Source organism: Archangium sp. Cb G35 (assembly GCF_001896145.1).
GTDB classification, from domain to species: domain Bacteria; phylum Myxococcota; class Myxococcia; order Myxococcales; family Myxococcaceae; genus Archangium; species Archangium violaceum.
Genome location: NZ_MPOI01000013.1, coordinates 384,082 through 401,057 on the forward strand (window position 1 = coordinate 384,082; position 16,976 = coordinate 401,057).

Consider the following 16,976-nt stretch of genomic DNA (forward strand, 5'->3'; position numbering starts at 1 on the left):
GCCATGAGGATGCACGGCACCCTGGCGCGCTGGCGCGCCTGTCTCTCCATGTGCCTGCTCGCCGCGGGCTGCGGGGGTCCCTCCGAGGAGGAGAAGGACCCCCCGGCCCCGGTGGTCTGCGCGAGTGAGAACAACCCGTTCGCCGACAAGGTGTTCTCCTTCTCACCCGGTGATTCCGCCGGCTTCGGCCAGGACGGCTACCCCACCATCGTGCTCGGACCGCCCCGTGGTGGCGGCTCCGGCATGGGCTCGCTGGACGTGCTCTCGCTCGGCGAGCGGGGGGAGATCGTCCTCGAGTTCACCGACATCGGCGTGGTGGACGGGCCCGGCGTGGACCTGCTCGTCTTCGAGAACGCCTTCAGCAACTACGCGGAGACGGCCTTCGTGGCGGTGAGCGAGGACGGCAAGACGTGGCGGGAGTTCCCCTGTGACCCCTCGGATGGGACCCAGGGCTACCCCGGCTGCGCGGGCGTGAAGCCCGTGTTCTCCACGCCGGACAACGGCATCAGCCCCACGGATCCGTCCGTGGCGGGAGGGGACGGCTTCGACCTGTCCACCCTCGGTGTGGCCCGGGCCCGCTTCATCCGCATCCGGGACAGTGGGCTGAATGGCTACGGCTTCACCTCCGGCGGGTTCGACCTGGACGCCGTCGCGGTGGTGAACGGCTCTCCCATCTGCGAGTGGAAGTGATGGACGCGCCCCCGCCTCCCGAGACCCCCGGAATGGACCGGCGAGCCGTGCTCGGCTCGCTGCTGCACGGCACCTGTGCCCTCGCCGCGCTCTGTTCCGGCTGTGGTCCCGAGTGGCGGGAGGCCACCGTCCTCCCGTTCTCCGACGCGGAGGCCTGCGGCGTCACCCCCGGCCGTCCCGAGGAGGGCTGGGTGGAGGTGAAGCTGACCGAGTACCCGGCGCTGAGGCGTCCGGGGGGCTCGGCGGTGGTGCGCGTCCCCGAGGCCCTGCTCGACGTGGTGGTCATCCACACCGCGTCGGGCTGCTTCTCCGCCGTCTGGCACATCTGCACGCACGGGGACTGCCACGTCACCCACGTCCCCGGGCAGGCCCTCCTGGAGTGCCCCTGCCACGGCTCGCGCTTCGGCGAGGATGGCCGGGTCCTGCTCGGTCCCGCCACCCGTCCGTTACAGAGCTTCCGGGTGGCGCGGGTGGATGACTCGGTGTGGATCCACCGGCCCCGCTGACGGCGTGGCTCCACCCACCCTGGGGCGGATTTGACTCCGGGTGTCAATCGCCGCCTCCAGGCGAATGGCGCGCCCGGGTCGTGTAATCTCCCCGCCGCGATGTGGCAGATCATCATCAACGGCCCGGGTTACTTCGACACTGCCTACGAGCTTCCCGAGGGCGTCACGCACCTCGGCCGCGCGGATGAGAACGACATCGTCCTCGGCGGGGATCTCGTGTCACGACGGCACGCCAGGCTCGTGGCCGAGGGCGACACCCTGCGCATCGAGGACCTCGGCAGCCGCAACGGCAGCCGCGTCAACGGCACGCCCCTGCAAGGCAGCATCGCCCTGCTCCCCGGCGACACCATCTCCCTGGGCGAGAACACCCTCTCGGTGCGCCAGCCCAACCAGGTGGAGAACGCCGCCACCGAGATGGTGGACCTGGGCGCCGGAGGCGTGCGCCGCTTCGGCCATGGCGATGACGTGGGGCCCTCCGTCATCTTCGCCAAGAACATCAAGAACGTGGACCTGTTGCGGGCGCTCGACAACTTCTCCAGCCCCTTCGACACTGCTCCCGCCACCGCCGCTCCCATCCTCCCGGCGGCGCCCACCGCCCCCCGGGGAGCCTACGAGACGCTCCTCCTCCTCTTCCACACCGCCGAGGCGCTCGCCACCTCCGCCACCCTGACGGCCTTCCTCGAGGCCACCATGGACCGGGTGCTCGAGCGCATCGACGCCACCACCGCCGTGGTGCTGCTGCGCCACCCCACCGGCGTCTTCGTGCCCGCCGCCGTGCGCCACCGCGGCAAGCTCGCCAAGGGCGAGGTGCCCGTCTCCGATGGCATCATCGAGCAGGCCCTCAGCGAGGGCCGCGCGCTCGTGGTGGGCGACGTGCGCGATGACCGCCGCTTCGCCAGCCGCGAGAGCGTCATCCTCTATGGTGTGGACCGGGTGCTCTGCATCCCCATCGGGCTCGAGCCTCCCTTCTCCGGCGTCCTCTACGTCAACACCTCCGCGGCGAACGACACCGAGCTGGAAATCATGCTCGACACCTGCACCGCCGTGGCGCACCTGGTGGCCACCGGCGTGCAGAAGTTCTCCGCCGCCTCGGGCAGTGGGGCCTCTCCGCTGCGTCACCACCTGGAGCGCTTCCTCGGGCCCGAGGTGGCCGAGCGGCGCACGCCCGAGGTCCAGCGCTCCGGTGGCAGGCTGCCCGCGCTGGCGGAATGCAACCTCACCATCGTCCACGCCGAGCTCGTCGGCTTCGGCGCGCTGGGCGCGAAACTCGGTGCCCTGCGCACCACCGAGTTGCTCAACGACTTCCACTCGCGCCTGGGTGGGCTCGTCTTCAGCTTCGAGGGTGTCCTGGAGACCTTCTTCGGTGAGTCGCTGCGCGCCCTCTTCGGCACTCCCGCCTCCAAGCCGGACGACGCCGTGCGCGCCGTACGGGCCGCGCTCGCCCTTCGCGAGGACTGGGAGCGCCACATGGCCCGCCGCCCCGCGGAGGAGCGCTGCGAGCTGCGCATCGGCATCAACACCGCCCGCGTCCTGGCGGGCTTCGTGGGCCCCGAGTCCCGCCCCTCCTTCTCCGCCGTGGGCGACGGGGTGAACGTGGCCTCGTGGCTGGCCTCCACCGCCTCGCCCGGCCAGGTGCTCATCACCGGCAAGACGCTCGCGGTGATCGGCGCCCGCTTCGACGTCGTCCCCCTCGGCGAGCGCCTCATCCGCTCCCCCCGCGACAAGGTCGCCGCCTTCGAGGTCGTGGACGAGGACATCCCCCAGCTCACCAATCCCGGTGTGGGCTGAGGTAGGGAAATGTAGTGGGGATGGTTCGGCGGAGACTCGCACTCGGACCCGGAACAATGCGAGCATGGGCGCCCCCCTTGCGAGCATAGCGCCCAGCGTCCGGCATGAACCCGTCGTCCTCGACCGCTCGACTGCGTCCGTTCCGGCCCGTGCCGTTCGGCCGCTACACGCTGCTGACCCAGCTGTCCACCGGCGGCATGGGAGAAATCTTCCTCGCACGGCTGGAGGGCGCCCAGGGCTTCGAGAAGCTGTGCGTCATCAAGAAGATACTGCCGCAGCTGGCGGAGGATCCGGAGTTCGTCGAGCGCTTCGTGGGCGAGGCGCGCACGCTGGTGAAGCTGTCACACGGCTCCATCGCGCAGGTGCTGGACATGGGGCTGCACGAGGGCGATGCGTACATGGCCCTCGAGTACGTGGACGGCAAGGATCTGCGCAAGGTGGCGGCGCGGGCGAGGGACAGGCAGAAGCCGCTGCCGCTCACCTTCGTGCTGTTCGTGATGGGCCGGGTGCTGGACGCGCTCGCCTACGCGCACCGCAAGAAGGGAGATGACGAGGGCGAGCTGAACCTCGTGCACCGGGACATCTCGCCGCAGAACATCCTCATCTCCTACGAGGGGGAGGTGAAGGTCATCGACTTCGGCCTGGCCAAGAGCCGGCTGAGCGCGGCGAAGACGAACCCGAGCATCATCCTCGGCAAGTTCCTCTACATGTCGCCGGAGCAGGCGCGGCACCAGCCGGTGGATCGCCGCAGCGATCTGTACGCGGTGGGCCTGTGTCTGTACGAGCTCATCGCGGGGAAGAACCCCTTCGACTTGCTGCCTCCGGGCGAGCTGATGTCCGCGGTGGCCCAGCCCGAGGTGCAGCCGCTGGGCGAGGTGGTGCCGTCCGCGCCGCCCGCGGTGACGCAGTTGGTGATGAAGGCGCTCGCGGTGGATCCGGCCCAGCGCTTCCAATCGGCGGAGGAGCTGCGCGGCAAGCTGAACGCGTGCCTGCTGGAGTTGGATCCCTCCTCGGGTCCGGAGAACGTCAGCCGGTACATGCACGAGCTGTTCGGCCCGGAGTACCAGGGCGAGCGGCGGCTGCTGGCGAGTCTCCGGGAAGCGGCGCGTCCGCTCGAGCCGGAGTCCGGAGGGGTGGGCGCGCCCGAGGGTGCCGCGCCGAGGCTCTCGGCCGAGCCGTCGTCGAAGTCGGGCCGGCCGGAGGGCTCCTTCGAGCCGCTCTCCTTCCGTCCCACGCCGCGCACGCGCGAGGGGGCTCCGGTGCGCGATGACGGCGAGACGCGCCCGGCCGTGCCCGCCTCGGCCATGGACGAGCCCACCCGGCCCGCCGTCGCCGTGGAGGCCATCGAGGAGTCGCGGAAGGATCGGCACTCGCCACCGGGAGGCTCGCCCACGGTGGACATCTCGGGGCTCACGGCGCCGGCCGTGCCCAGGAGTCCCGCGCCCGCTCCGCTTCCCGTCCGTGCTTCCGCCGCTCCTCCGGTGCTTTCCCAGGAGCCCGGCTCGGGTGCGGCCCGGGCCACGGGCCCGGCTCTCCGGCCTTCCGTTCAGATGGGAGCGGTGCCGTCCTCGCCACGTGTCCCGCTCACACCGGCCATCCCGGTCTCCGGGTCCATGGCCCCGACGCGCGAGCTGGTGGTGTCCTCCGCGCCGGGCGCACCGCATGCCGTGCCGATGCTGGAGCAGGCGCCTCCGGAGGACCTCGCGCCGGTGCCCATCGAGGATACGCCCATGTGGTCCGAGCCGCTCCGCTCGGATGAGGACCTGAGCGCCATCGAGGAGTCACAGGACTCCCGCCCGGCGCCTCCCTTGTCCTACGAGACGGGCGAGCAGGAGGAGGAGGGCGCCTCCGCCTCCGAGACCGGAGCTGCGCTCGGGGACGAGGTGGACGTGGGCCTGGCGGACACGAATCCGCGCATGCAGATGCCCTCGGGTCACGAGGACACCCAGCCGCGCGTGGTCCTGCAGGACGTGTATCGCCAGGACACCCAGCCGCGCGTGGTGCTCGATGAGTCGCTGACCCGCGACCCGGACGACGAGGTGTCCCAAGGGGGCAAGACGCGGCGGCCCCGGCGGCGCGTGACGTCGACGGGCACTCCCGTGGTGCCCCCGCGCCCGACCACCTCCACGTCGAGGATGATGGCCGTCACCGCCCGGAATCAGGAGGAGCGCGAGGACTCGAGCGGCCGACGCGACGAGGCGGAGCCGCCAGCGCGGCCGGAAATCACCCGCCGCACGTCCGTGCCGGCACGGCCATTCCCGTGGGGGTGGCTCGCCGTGGTGGTGCTCCTGCTGCTGGGCGGTGGCCTGAGCGCCGCCGTCTTCCTGGAGCCGCCTCGCCAAGAAGTGCCGGTGGAACCTCCGCCCGCGCGTCCGCTCTTCCAGGGGAAGAAGCAGGCCCAGACCCCGGCACCTTCCGAGCCTTCGTCCGCTCCGGCTCCCGCGGCCGGGGAGCCCGCCGCCGCGACGGATTCCGCGCGGACGGCTTCCGCGAACACGGAGAACCCTGGCACGGCTGCTCCCGCTCCGGCTCCGGCCGCTGTTCCGGTGGAGGCGCTCGCCGCGGCTCCCAGCGCGGCTCCCACGGGGGACACGGGTTCTCCCGAGATCGAGCTGTCCGCGGACGAGGCGCTGCTCGCTCCGCTCGCTCCGTCCAACGCCACGGTTTCGGCTTCGAGCAAGCGTCAGGTCCAGCGCAAGCGTCCGTCCTCGCGCCAGTCCTTGCTGCAGAAGGAGTGGGCCCGCACGCGCACGGCCTACAAGGCGCTCACCCGCGTCTACGCGTGCGAGAGCCTCGATCTGCTGTGCAGCCGCTACGATGACCTCGAGTCCGAGGTGGTGGGCATGGGGGACGTCGAGAGCGCCGAGCTGCTCGGCAAGGTGCGGGCATTGCAGCGGGAAATCCAGAGAAGGAAGAAGGGCTCCTGAGGCGGGGCCCTTCCGACGCGCCGTGGACACGCTCCTCGACATCCAGGGTTTGAGCGCCGGTTATGGGCCGGCTCCGGTGCTGCGCGACGTGGACTGCGCGGTGCGGGCGGGAGAGCTGTGGGTGGTGCTCGGGCCCAACGGTACCGGCAAGAGCACGCTTCTGAAGAGTGTGTTGGGGGCCATGCCCTGGACGCGCGGCCGCATCCGCCTGCTGGAGCGCGAGCGGAGCGAGTGGGAGGCGCGGGCGCTCGCCCGGAACGTGGCGTGGGTGCCGCAGGGCTTCGAGCCCGCCGAGGGCTTCAGCGGACTGGAGCTGGTGTTGATGGGGCGCAGTCCGCACCTGGGCCTGTGGGGCCTCACCTCGGCGAGCGACGAGGCGGTGGCGCGCGAGGTGTTGGAGGAACTCGGGGTGGCGTACCTGGCGGAGCGCTCCTGCGAGGCGATGTCGGGAGGAGAGCGCCGGATGCTGCTGCTGGCGCGCGGGCTGGTCCAGCAACCGAAGCTGTTGCTGCTGGACGAGCCCACGGCGTTCCTGGACGTGGCGCACCAGGTGGGGGCGTTGGAGCGGGTGCGTGCGCGGGTGGACGCGGGCCTGGGCGCGGTGGCGGTGCTCCACGACGTCAACCTGGCGGCGGCCTTCGCCACGCACGTGTTGCTGCTGCGCGATGGGCACGTGCTGGCCCGGGGGCCCGCGCCGGAGGTGCTCCAGCGCGAGCGGCTCGAGGCCCTCTATGGTGTGCCCATGGAGATGGCGAGCGCGCCCTCGGGAGCGCGCCTGTTCGCCCCGCGTGCGCGGTGGACGGCCGAGGGGCGTTAGGACCTCACTGGGTCTTGAGCTGCTCCTGCGCCAGCCTCCGGGCGTTGTCCGGGCCTCCACCCACGCCGAGGGGAGCGGGCCTGCGCTCACGGGGAACCGGCTGCGGACCGCCGAGCTGGTAGGGCCCCCGGTCCTCGCTGTCCATGCTGGCCGGGTGGTCCCGCCAGTTCTCGGGCATGGCGACGCCCTGGTCACCCGCTCCACCCGTCCCTCCCGGGGCGTTCTCGGCCTCCGAGGCGGAGGGGCTCTTGTATTTTTGATTGATGGGCTCGTAGGGCTTGCTCACCTGCTGCGCGTTCTCCTCCTGACGGGAGACGCAACCCGTGGCGAGCGCTCCACCGAGCCCCAGAACGATCGTCCATCCCCAGCGCTTCATCGTCACCCTCCTGACGGACATGCGTGTCCTGTTGTCCCTCGAAGGTAGGGATGGGGAGGGGAGCGAGCACACCGGGCAGGAGGGCACGCCCGCCCGCCCGGCCGTTCTGTCCTGCGTCGAAGACTCCACACCGGGACGCCAGAACAGGTGTCCGAGGCGAGGGCGCGTGCGACGCTGACGGCTTTGACTCGAAGGTGGGCGTCGCGGAGATGGACTCTTCTACGCAGTCGGGCAGGACGGTGCGCGGCGGGCTGGAGCGCCAGGTGTTGAGGCTGTTGGCGATCACCAACCGCCTCCGGTTGCCGGGGCCCTCAGTGCTGCCCGTGGCGGGCGCGGTGGTGGGCCTCTACAGCGGACTGGCCGCGGGCCTCTTCGCCAACCTCATCGCGCTCGTCAGCGGGGTGGCCCTGGGCTTCCCCCGGGTGCTGAACGCGTTCCTGCCGGAGTCCGGCACGCGCGAGGCGCTGGCCCGGGCCTTCTCCGAGGCGCGCTGGCATTTCGAGTACCTCATCGTGGGCGTCCCCCTGGGGATGGGAGCGCTGGTGCTCGCGCGGCTCATCCTGCCCGGGGGCCCTCGGGACGAGGTGAAGCGGCGGTTGAAGGTGCTGGGGCTGCTGGTGCTGGGGGCGTTGTCGCTCTACTACCCGCTGGTGGCGGTGGCGGCGGTGAACTCGGTGGTGGGCCACATGCGGGGTGGGGAGTTCGGCTTCATGCATGTGCAGCCATGGCTGGTGCCGCTGCTGCCCATGGTGGGAGGGCTGGTGGTGGGGCACGTGCTGCGCAACCGGCCCGAGACCCATGGCCACGGCGTGCCCGAGGTGGTGAAGGCGGTGGAGCGCGAGGGGTGGCTGTCCGGGCGGGACGGGGTGCTGAAGCTGGTGGCGAGCGCCATCACCATCGGAACGGGCGGCTCGGCCGGACGCGAGGGGCCCATCGTGTTTGGAGGCGCGGCGTTCGGCTCGACGGTGGGGCGTACGCTGGGCTTCACCCGGCGCGAGCTGGCCATCCTGCTGGCGAGTGGAGCGGGCGCGGGTATCGCCGCCTCCTTCAACGCGCCCATCGCCGGCGCCATCTTCGCGATGGAGATCATCCTGCGCGAGTTCCAGCTGCGCGTCTTCTCTCCCATCATCCTCGCCAGCGTCACGGCGACCATGGTGGGCCGGGGCGTCATGGGCAACGCGGCGATGATTCAACGCGTGTCCTACAGCATGGTGAGTGGTTGGGAGATCGTCTTCTACGCGGTGCTGGGGCTGGTGACGGGGCTGCTGGCGTACGTCTTCATCCGGCTGCTGCACGGGGTGGAGGACTTCTTCCATGGGAAGAAGCCGGGACGGGTGAGCGCCTTCCTGGGACGGCAGCCGCTCCCCTTGAGGGCGGCACTGGGCGGACTGCTGGTGGGGTGCCTGGCGCTGGTGCATCCGGTGGTGTGGGGGACGGGGCACGAGTCCATCAACGAGGCGGCGTTGCGGGTGCTGCCGCTGGTGATGCTGGCCTCGGGCTTCGCGCTCAAGCTGGTGGCCACGGCGCTCACGTTGGGCTCGGGAGGCTCGGGAGGGACGTTCTTCCCCATGACGGTGATGGGGGCGCTGGCGGGAGGCGCGTTCGGGGAGGTGCTGCACGCGGCCATGCCGGGCATCACCGCGCCGAGCGGGGCCTACGCGATGGTGGGCATGGGCGGGGCGGTGGCGGCGCTCACGCGTGGGCCGCTCACGGGGTTGATGATGGTGTACGAGCTGAGCGGCAACTACGCGATCATCCTGCCGCTGATGGTGACGTGCACGCTGGCCTCGGCGTTGTGCCACACGCTGGTGGAGCGGAAGGCGGGAGTGGATCCGCACACGCTGCGGCGAGCGCCGGTGAGGGCGCTGGTGGTGTGGATGGAGCCGGTGGGGCCGGAGTTGGGAGCCTCGGCGTTGCGTGAGCGGTTGCTCACGGCGCCCGTGGCGGCCTTGCCGGTGCGGGACGAGGGAGGGCAGCTGGTGGGCGTGGTGACGGCGAGCACGCTGGGCGAGCGCTGGCGGCAGTTGGGGGACGAGTCCACGGTGGCGTCGCTGGCGGACCAGGCACCCGCGGTGTCCGTGGACACGACGGTGGGCGAGGCGCTCGCGGCCATGGACATCCAGTTGGTGGACGCGTTGCCGGTGCGGGGAGACGGGCAGGTGGGGGTGGTGACGCGCGTGGGGCTCGAGCGTTTCCTGCGGAGGGAGCAGCGCAAGCTCCAGGTCGAGCCCCCTGTCTCCGCGACGGAGATTCCGCGTTAGGGGTGTAGCGAAGGGCTATGCTGCCGGCGCGTGGGACCGATACCTCCTCCATGGGAAGGACACATGCGCTGGCAACGGGTGTTCGCGTTCACGGTGGTGCTGGCGGTGGGGGCGGGGTGCCCGGAGACCTGGAGGGAAGGGGGCACCATCGACCGGGCGATGGCGAAGGACCTCGCGGAGGAACTGCACCGGCACGACTGCCTCTTGAGTAAGGAGGAGTGGGTGCGCAAGTGCCGAGATCCTGTTGAGTGGGAGCTGCAAAGGTGCCCCCATGCATGTCAGTTCAGGGCCGAGCCGTGATGCGTTGGCGTGCGCTCCTGGCCCCGCTGCTGGGCCTCATCCTGCTCCTGCCGCTGGCCTGGGCCCTCCATACGGCCATGCTGAGAGGATTGCGTCCGGCACCCGAAGCAAAGGCCGTCCCGATGCTCTCTCCAGGAGAGCGCCAGAGCCTGCTGAGCTACGAGCGTCCCTGCAAGGGCCGCAAGGATTGTGAGCAACCACTCGCCTGCTTCTTCAACCCACGCTCGATGTGGATGTACTGCACCGATAGCCGGTGCATGACGGACCAGCACTGCACGGAGGACATGGTGTGCCGCACGGTGGAGACGGTGAAGGGCGGACCCCGGCTTCGTCAGTGCACGCTGGTGGGGGTGCGCAAGGAGGGCGAGCCCTGCGCGGATATGATGACTTCGCGTGAAGCGGCATGTGAACGGGGGCTCTTGTGTCAGGCGGACCACTGCGGACGGCCGTGCCGGGTGGAAGAGCCCGGGAGCTGTCCGGTGGGCTTCTTCTGCCGCGATGGCCTTGATGGTCCTTCTTGTCTACCCACGTGTGAGGGCCGCGCGTGTCCCGAGGGGCAGGACTGCATCCGACTCAAGGAGGGCGTGTCGGTGTGCGCGCAGGTGCATGGCCAGAACTGCCAGGAGACGCCCTGTCCCGAGGGGCAGAAGTGCTCCATCCGCAATACTTTCAGCCACCCGCACGAAGCCTGGGGGACATGCATTCTCTACTGTGACGAGGCGAACCCCTCCGCCTGTCCCGAAGGCTTCGTCTGCGACGTGGGGGCGTGCAGGAAATCCTGTGACCCGGCCGTCCCCGATGACTGCGGACCCCATTACAAGTGTCACCGCTACTCCGAGAAAGAGCCCTGGACGTGTGACCCGGATATTTGAGGCACGCGCTGATACCCGGGGCCAACGCCACTACCCGGGAGGCCACTCCATGGGGCGTCCACCGAGCAGGTGCAGGTGGATGTGGAACACCGTCTGGCCGGCGTCGCGGCGGGTGTTGAAGACGAGCCGGTAGCCGCTGTCGGCGAGGCCTCGCTGGCGCGCCAGCTTCGCGGCGGTGAGGTGCAGGTGGCCCACCATCTCGCGATGCTCCACGGTGACGTCATTCATCGTGGGAATGTGCTCGAGCGGGATGATGAGCAGGTGCGTGGGGGCCTGGGGGTTGATGTCCTCGATGGCCAGACAGTGGTCATCCCGGTGGACGAGCCTCGCGGGGATGTGACCGTCGCGAATCTTGCAGAAGATGCAGTCGGACATAGGCGGCCCGGCTTAGCAGCGCCGTGTCCGGGGGGAAATGCTCCCGGTGGGAAAACGTTGGCTCACGGAAGGCGCGAGGACCAGGCCGGATCCGGCGTGCAGCGGCCGTGCGGCAGACGCACCAGGACGAAGGGGCCCTCGGAGGCCACCACCTCGCCATTGGCCACGGCGCCGGACCCGGTGAGCACGTGGCTGTAGAGCTGGGACTCGCGCCCGGGCCCCAGGTGCGTGTAGAGCGGCACGTCGCGGTGGAAGTAGCTGTAGCCACCCGTCCAGGCCAGGTGTGCCGCCTCCACCTTCAGACCGCACACGTCCGGGAGCTTGCCGGCGGTGATGAGCAGGCGGTTGGCGGGGCCGAAGTCATCCCAGGCGTTCTGGAGGGACTTCGGCCCCGGGTACTGCCCGATGTCCTGGAAGGTGAGCCCTCCCACGCGCAGGCCAGAGACGCCCGCCATCGCCACCACCGCCAGCGGCAGGGCGATCCGGACGGGGGAGGGCGGCAGGTGGCGCAGCACCGTGTCCAGCCCCACGCCGGCGAGCGCGGCGAACACGGGCAGCACGGGCAGCAGGAAGCGCAGCTCCTTGTGGGGTTGCAGCGCGTGGAGCAGGTAGAAGGCGGCGGCCACCCCGAACAGGCCCGGGGCCCTCCGTGCCGCGAACAGCGCCAGTCCCGCCATCACCAGGGTGACGCCGCCCATGGCCCGGAACAGGACGCGGTTGTAGAAGCTGAAGGGCTCGGTGCCCCAGACAGCGGCCCCGCCCTTCACGATGTTGAAGTCCAGGTACACCAGGGCCGAGTGGAACCAGCGGCCCCAGGTGAGCTTGTCGAGCAGTCCGAAGAGGAAGGCCCACCCGGCGAGCACGGCCAGCGCGTCCCGTGCGGCCCGCCAATCGCGCCGTGCCGCCAGCACCGCCAGCAGGCCCACGCAGAAGATGCCATTCTGCAGGCGCAGCAACACGGCCAGCCCCAGCAGCGAGGCCCCCACCATCCCCGCGCGGCGCGAGGCTCCCGGCGCGAGCGCGAGCGCCAGCCCCAGCACCGCCGGTAGCGCGGAGGCGTTCTCGCTCATGGCCCGGGGGGCGAAGTAGAGCGGCACGGCCGCCAGCGCGAAGAGCGAGGCCCCCGCGCTGGCCGCCAGCGGCGAGGCACCATACGCCCGGGCCAGCTTCCAGCTCCCCCAGGCCGTGGCGGCCCCCACCAGCCCGAAGACCCCTTTCGTCAGGCCCAGGTACCCTCGCGGCTCCTCCAGGCCCAGCAGGCCGGACAGCTTGAACAGGGCGGCCACCAGCCCCGGCAGGGTCCAGTTGCGGGCCCCCTCGAGGAACTCCCAGGCCTGCATCCCGTAGCCGAAGACGAGCCGGTGGGCCGGCTCCAGGCTCTGGTAGATTTCATCCGGCCAGGCCACGCCATCATCCCCGAGCGCCAGCCACACTCGCAGTGTGGCTCCCACCCCCAGCAGCAGGACGAGGACGGCCCGGGCGAGGAGCCGCTCGGCGGGCGTTTCAGGGGGGGACGGGGAGGCGGACATGAGGGATCACCACGCAAAAAGTCCGGCGGGGGTGATATTCCACACGTGCCGATGAACTCAATCCGGGTCTCACAGCTTCTCGAGGATCGCGAGTACGACCTCCGGCTCACCCTGGTCGCGGGCGAGCGCGGGGTGCAACACCGTATCAACTCCTCGCGCATCCAGAAGCCGGGGCTGGCGCTCACGGGCTTCACCGAGCACCTCCATCCACACCGGGTGCAGGTGTTCGGCAACACGGAGGTGTCCTACCTGCTCACCCTCCCCGAGGAGCGGCAGCGCGAGGTGCTGGACTCGCTCTTCCAGGAGGAGCTGGCCTGCGTGGTGGTGACCAAGGACATCGACCCACCGCCGGCCCTGCGGGAGGCGTGCGAGAAGGCCGGGCTGTCGTTGATGCGCACCCCGCTGCTCTCCAGCCAGTTCATCCAGCAGGTGCAGGCCTTCCTGGAGGAGGCCCTCACCGAGGCCAGCAGCCTGCACGGCGTGTTGATGGACGTGTTCGGCGTGGGCATCCTGCTGCTGGGCAAGAGCGGCATCGGCAAGAGTGAGATCGCCCTGGACCTGGTGATGCGGGGCCACCGGCTGGTGGCGGACGACATCGTGGACGTGACGCGGCGCCGGCCCGGCGTGGTGTACGGCGCGGGCAACCCCGTCATCCGCCACCACATGGAGATCCGCGGCCTGGGCATCATCAACATCAAGGACCTGTTCGGCGTGGCCTCGGTGCGCGAGCGCAAGAAGATAGAGCTCGTCATCGAGTTGCACGAGTGGGACCCGCAACAGGAGTATGACCGGTTGGGCGTGGAGGACCGCTTCATGAACATCGTGGGCGTGGACATCCCGCTGTCGGTGGTGCCGGTGCGCCCCGGCCGCAACATGACCACCATCATCGAGGTGGCCGCGCGCAACCAGTTGCTCAAGCAGCAGGGTCACCACTCGGCGAGGGAGTTCGCCGAGCGTCTCAACCGCGCCATCGCCGAAGGGGCGATGCGCCGCTCCATGGGTGAGGAAGTCGAGTGAACACGGCCCCCGCCAAGCACATCGTCATCATTTCGGGCATGTCCGGCTCGGGCAAGTCCACCGCCATCCGTGCGCTGGAGGATGTCGGCTTCTTCTGCATCGACAACCTGCCGGTGCTGCTCCTGCCCAAGCTGACGGAACTGGCCGGAGGCGGGCAGTTCTCCCACCTGGCGCTGGTGGTGGACGCGCGCGAGGGCATCTTCCTGCACGAGGCGCCCCGGGTGCTCGACGAGGCGCGCCGGGCGGGGCACCACGTGGAGGTGCTCTTCCTGGACGCCAGCGACGAGAGCCTCATCCGCCGCTTCAGCGAGACGCGCCGCCGTCACCCCCTGGCGCCCACCGGCAGCGTGTCCGAGGGCATTCAAGCCGAGCGCGAGGCCCTCAAGGATCTGCGCGAGCTGGCGGATCAGGTCATCGACTCGTCGGTGCTCAACGTGCACGACCTGAAGCGCATGGTGCAGGCGCGCTTCAACCCGGAGCCGGCGAGCGGGCCGTCCCTGTCCGTGATGTCCTTCGGTTTCCGGCACGGGGTGCCGCCGCAGGCGGACCTGGTGTTCGACGTGCGCTTCCTGCCCAACCCGTACTTCGTTCCGGAGCTCAAGGGGCTCACGGGCAAGGATCCGCGGGTGGCGTCGTACGTGCTGGACCGCGAGGAGACGCAGCAGTTCGTGGAGAAGGTGGTGGACCTCTGCCGCTTCCTCTTCCCGCGCTACCAGAAGGAAGGCAAGGCGTACCTGACGGTGGCGCTGGGGTGTACGGGCGGCAAGCACCGCTCGGTGGCCATCGCCGAGGAGCTGCGCAAGCGCCTCGTGGGGGACCATCCCCGCGTGCAGCTGTGGGATCGCGACGTCGAGAAGGAGTAGGGCGCGCCATGCCGCGCTCCGTCCTCGCGCTCGCCGCACTCTCCGTCCTGCTCCTTGAGAGCCTCTCCGCCCGGGCCCAGCCCTCCACGGCCGGGGAAGGGCGGCGCCTGGAGGCCGTGCGCGTGGAGCAGGGCCCGCGCGTGGACGGTGTGCTGGATGACGGCATCTGGCGCCGCATCCCCTTCACCAGCGACTTCATGCAGAAGGAGCCCGAGCTGGGCAAGCCGTCCACGCTGCGCACCGAGGTGGCCTTCGTCTACGACGCCGAGGCCCTCTATGTGGGCGCGCGCATGGCCAGCGACAAGCCCGAGGACATCGAGACGGTGATGACCCGGCGCGACGAGAGCGGCTCGGCCGAGCGCCTCATCATCTCGCTGGACACGTACCGGGACCGGCGCACCGCCTACAGCTTCGCCGTCACCGCCGCCGGGGTGCGTGTGGACTGGTACCACCCGCAGGACCACGAGTACGTCCGCGACGCCTCCTACAGCCCCGTCTGGGAGGCCCGCACCACGCAGACGTCCGGGGGCTGGGTGGCCGAGCTGCGCATCCCCTTCTCGCAGCTGCGCTTCAACGCCGCCGAGGAACAGGTGTGGGGCCTCAACATCAACCGCTACATCCCCCGCCGCAACGAGGACGCCTTCTGGGTGGTGGTGCCGCGCGACGTCACCGCCTGGTCCTCCCACTTCGGCGAGCTCACGGGCATCCGGGGCGTGGCGCCCTCTCGCCGCATCGAGGTGGTGCCCTACCTCGCGGGGGATCTCCAGGCGGCCTCGGGCGCCAACCCGCGCGCTGGCACGCCCTTCGACAAGCGCCCTCCCTACTCGGGCCGCGTGGGCCTGGACGCGAAGATCGGTCTCGGGCCCAACCTCACGCTGGACGCCACGGTGAACCCGGACTTCGGGCAGGTGGAGGCGGACCCGGCCCAGGTGAACCTCACCGCCTTCGAGAACTTCTTCGAGGAGCGCCGCCCCTTCTTCACCGAGGGGGGCCAGCTCCTCAACAACAGCAGCGGCTACGGGCCCGCCTACTTCTACTCGCGCCGCGTGGGGGGCGCGCCGCGGCTCTCGGCGTCCGCGGACTTCGTCGAGTCCCCGCGTACCAGCACCATCTGGGGTGCGGCGAAGCTCACCGGGCGGCTGTCCTCGGGCCTGTCGCTGGGGGCGTTGGGGGCCTTCACCGGGGACGCGTTCGCGGACACCTATGACTTCGCCACCGGAGCGCAGGGCCGGGTGAAGCTCGATTCGCGCACTGGCTTCGGCGTGCTGCGCGCGCAGCAGGAGTTGGGCCCTGGCGGCTCGGTGGTGGGGGCCACCGCCACCACGATGTACCGGCACATCGGTGGCGGTCAGGGCCTCACGCGGCAGCTGGCCCGCGAGGCGTATTCGGGAGGCGCGGACTTCCGGCTGCGCGTGGGCAGCGAGTACTTCGTCTCCGGCTACGCGGGCGGCAGCCTGGTGCGCGGAGACGCCGCCGCCATCACCCGGCTCCAGGAGTCCAGCGCCCGCTTCTTCCAACGGCCGGACCAGTCGTACGTGAGCGTGGACCCCGAGGCCACCGCGCTGTCCGGCTATACGCTCGGCGCGAAGGTGGAGCGGGTGAGTGGCGAGCACTGGCTGTGGAACGCCAGCGCCAACGCGCTCTCCCCGGGCTTCGAGCTCAACGACCTGGGCCGGCTCAACACCGCGGACGACCTCGACGCCAGCCTGGGCCTGACGTACCGGGAGACGAACCCGGGCCGCCTGCTGCGCAACTGGGAGCTGGGACTGTCCGCCGTCTCCAACTGGAACTACGGCCTCACCCGCCAGTCCAGCGAGCTGGTGCTGACCGGTGCGGCCACCTTCCCCAACTTCTGGGCGGGCGAGTTCCGGGTGACGTACCTGCCGCGGGCCTTCTCGGACTCTCTCACCCGGGGCGGGCCGCTCATGCGGACGGCGCAGGGCGTGGACGGGGAGCTCACCCTCGAGAACAGCTTCAATGACACCACGCGTTGGAGCGTGACCGGCGCGCTCTGGGCGTTCGAGCAGGGCAGCCAGGGCGGCTCCGTGTCCGCCTCGCTCACCCTGCAGCCTCACCAGCGCCTGCGCCTGGGCCTCGAGCCCGTCGTCTCCCTCTACACCGAGGGGATGCAGTACGTGGACACGCTGGAGGGAGGCGGCGCCGAGACGTTCGGCAAGCGCTATGTCTTCGGCTCCGTGCAGCGTCGCGAGGTGGCGCTGCGGCTGCGCGCCAACCTCTTCCTCTCCCCGGACCTGAGCATCGAGGCCTACGCCGAGCCCTTCGCCTCCAGCGGCGTCTTCAGCGGCTTCGGCGAGCTGGAGCGGGCCGGTGGCACCCTGCGCCGCTACGGCTCCTTCTCGCGCCTGGCGGACGGGGGCGTGGAGCTGGTGGACGGCGGCTCCACCTTCCGCCTGGGCGACCCGGACTTCAACCTGCGCTCCTTCCGCAGCAACGTGGTGCTGCGCTGGGAGTGGCTGCCGGGCAGCACCCTCTTCCTCGTGTGGCAGCAGGACCGCTCCAACCCCCTGGCTCGCAGCAATCCGCTGTCGCACCGGTTCCTCGGTGATGCGCTCACTTCACCCGGTGGGCACACCTTTGCCCTCAAGCTGAGCGGGTGGTTCCCCGTCGGCTGACTCCTCCCTCTCCCGCCAGGAG

At 70.6% G+C, this 16,976-nt stretch carries 14 protein-coding genes; 11 read left to right on the top strand and 3 right to left on the bottom strand.

The genetic code is table 11. The features are described 5' to 3' along the window. Positions 1–9: 9 nt before the first annotated feature. From BO221_RS36375 to BO221_RS36395, 5 genes are all read left to right on the top strand, one after another. Positions 10–690, top strand: coding sequence for a cell surface protein (locus BO221_RS36375; protein WP_369865928.1), 681 nt, complete (start codon positions 10–12; stop codon positions 688–690). A gap of 32 nt (positions 691–722) precedes the next feature. After that, entirely contained in the window at positions 723–1,196 is a 474-nt protein-coding gene (locus BO221_RS36380; protein ID WP_083681951.1) for a ubiquinol-cytochrome c reductase iron-sulfur subunit, read from the top strand. A 99-nt stretch (positions 1,197–1,295) separates the two neighbouring features. Continuing rightward, the gene (locus BO221_RS36385) at positions 1,296–2,984 is read left to right on the top strand and encodes an adenylate/guanylate cyclase domain-containing protein (protein WP_073565432.1); all 1,689 of its coding nucleotides are present in this window, start codon (positions 1,296–1,298) and stop codon (positions 2,982–2,984) included. 197 nt (positions 2,985–3,181) lie between these two features. After that, positions 3,182–5,911, top strand: a complete 2,730-nt coding sequence (locus BO221_RS36390) for a protein kinase (RefSeq protein WP_369865929.1) — start codon at positions 3,182–3,184, stop codon at positions 5,909–5,911. A 22-nt stretch (positions 5,912–5,933) separates the two neighbouring features. Continuing rightward, positions 5,934–6,728: an ABC transporter ATP-binding protein gene (locus tag BO221_RS36395; RefSeq protein ID WP_073565434.1), complete on the top strand. Its 795-nt coding sequence runs from the start codon at positions 5,934–5,936 to the stop codon at positions 6,726–6,728. A gap of 4 nt (positions 6,729–6,732) precedes the next feature. Here BO221_RS36395 and BO221_RS36400 read toward each other — a convergent pair whose 3' ends face one another. Then, entirely contained in the window at positions 6,733–7,104 is a 372-nt protein-coding gene (locus BO221_RS36400) for a hypothetical protein (protein ID WP_073565435.1), read from the bottom strand. Positions 7,105–7,313: 209 nt separating this feature from the next. Here BO221_RS36400 and BO221_RS36405 point away from each other — a divergent pair, with 209 nt between their 5' ends. From BO221_RS36405 to BO221_RS36415, 3 genes are all read left to right on the top strand, one after another. Next, the gene (locus BO221_RS36405) at positions 7,314–9,365 is read left to right on the top strand and encodes a chloride channel protein (RefSeq protein WP_083681916.1); all 2,052 of its coding nucleotides are present in this window, start codon (positions 7,314–7,316) and stop codon (positions 9,363–9,365) included. 63 nt (positions 9,366–9,428) lie between these two features. Further along, on the top strand, positions 9,429–9,665 hold the full coding sequence (locus BO221_RS36410) for a hypothetical protein (RefSeq protein ID WP_073565437.1): 237 nt from the start codon (positions 9,429–9,431) through the stop codon (positions 9,663–9,665). Further along, a complete protein-coding gene (locus BO221_RS36415) occupies positions 9,665–10,537 on the top strand; it encodes a hypothetical protein (RefSeq protein ID WP_073565438.1) in 873 nt (290 codons plus the stop codon). Before BO221_RS36410 ends, BO221_RS36415 begins: the two co-directional genes overlap by 1 nt. A gap of 30 nt (positions 10,538–10,567) precedes the next feature. Here BO221_RS36415 and BO221_RS36420 read toward each other — a convergent pair whose 3' ends face one another. Continuing rightward, the gene (locus BO221_RS36420; RefSeq protein ID WP_073565439.1) at positions 10,568–10,912 is read right to left on the bottom strand and encodes a histidine triad nucleotide-binding protein; all 345 of its coding nucleotides are present in this window, start codon (positions 10,910–10,912) and stop codon (positions 10,568–10,570) included. A gap of 62 nt (positions 10,913–10,974) precedes the next feature. Then, positions 10,975–12,441, bottom strand: coding sequence for a hypothetical protein (locus tag BO221_RS36425; RefSeq protein ID WP_073565440.1), 1,467 nt, complete (start codon positions 12,439–12,441; stop codon positions 10,975–10,977). 51 nt (positions 12,442–12,492) lie between these two features. Between BO221_RS36425 and hprK the strand changes: the two genes are divergently transcribed. Genes hprK through BO221_RS36440 form a run of 3 tightly spaced genes read left to right on the top strand, consistent with a single transcriptional unit; the run spans position 12,493 to position 16,954 of the window. Continuing rightward, positions 12,493–13,458, top strand: a complete 966-nt coding sequence (gene hprK, locus BO221_RS36430) for an HPr(Ser) kinase/phosphatase (protein WP_073565441.1) — start codon at positions 12,493–12,495, stop codon at positions 13,456–13,458. After that, the gene (gene rapZ / locus BO221_RS36435) at positions 13,455–14,321 is read left to right on the top strand and encodes an RNase adapter RapZ (protein WP_073565442.1); all 867 of its coding nucleotides are present in this window, start codon (positions 13,455–13,457) and stop codon (positions 14,319–14,321) included. The genes hprK and rapZ overlap by 4 nt, the downstream gene beginning before the upstream one ends. 8 nt (positions 14,322–14,329) lie before the next feature. Beyond that, positions 14,330–16,954, top strand: coding sequence for a DUF5916 domain-containing protein (locus BO221_RS36440; protein WP_073565443.1), 2,625 nt, complete (start codon positions 14,330–14,332; stop codon positions 16,952–16,954). Positions 16,955–16,976: the final 22 nt, after the last annotated feature.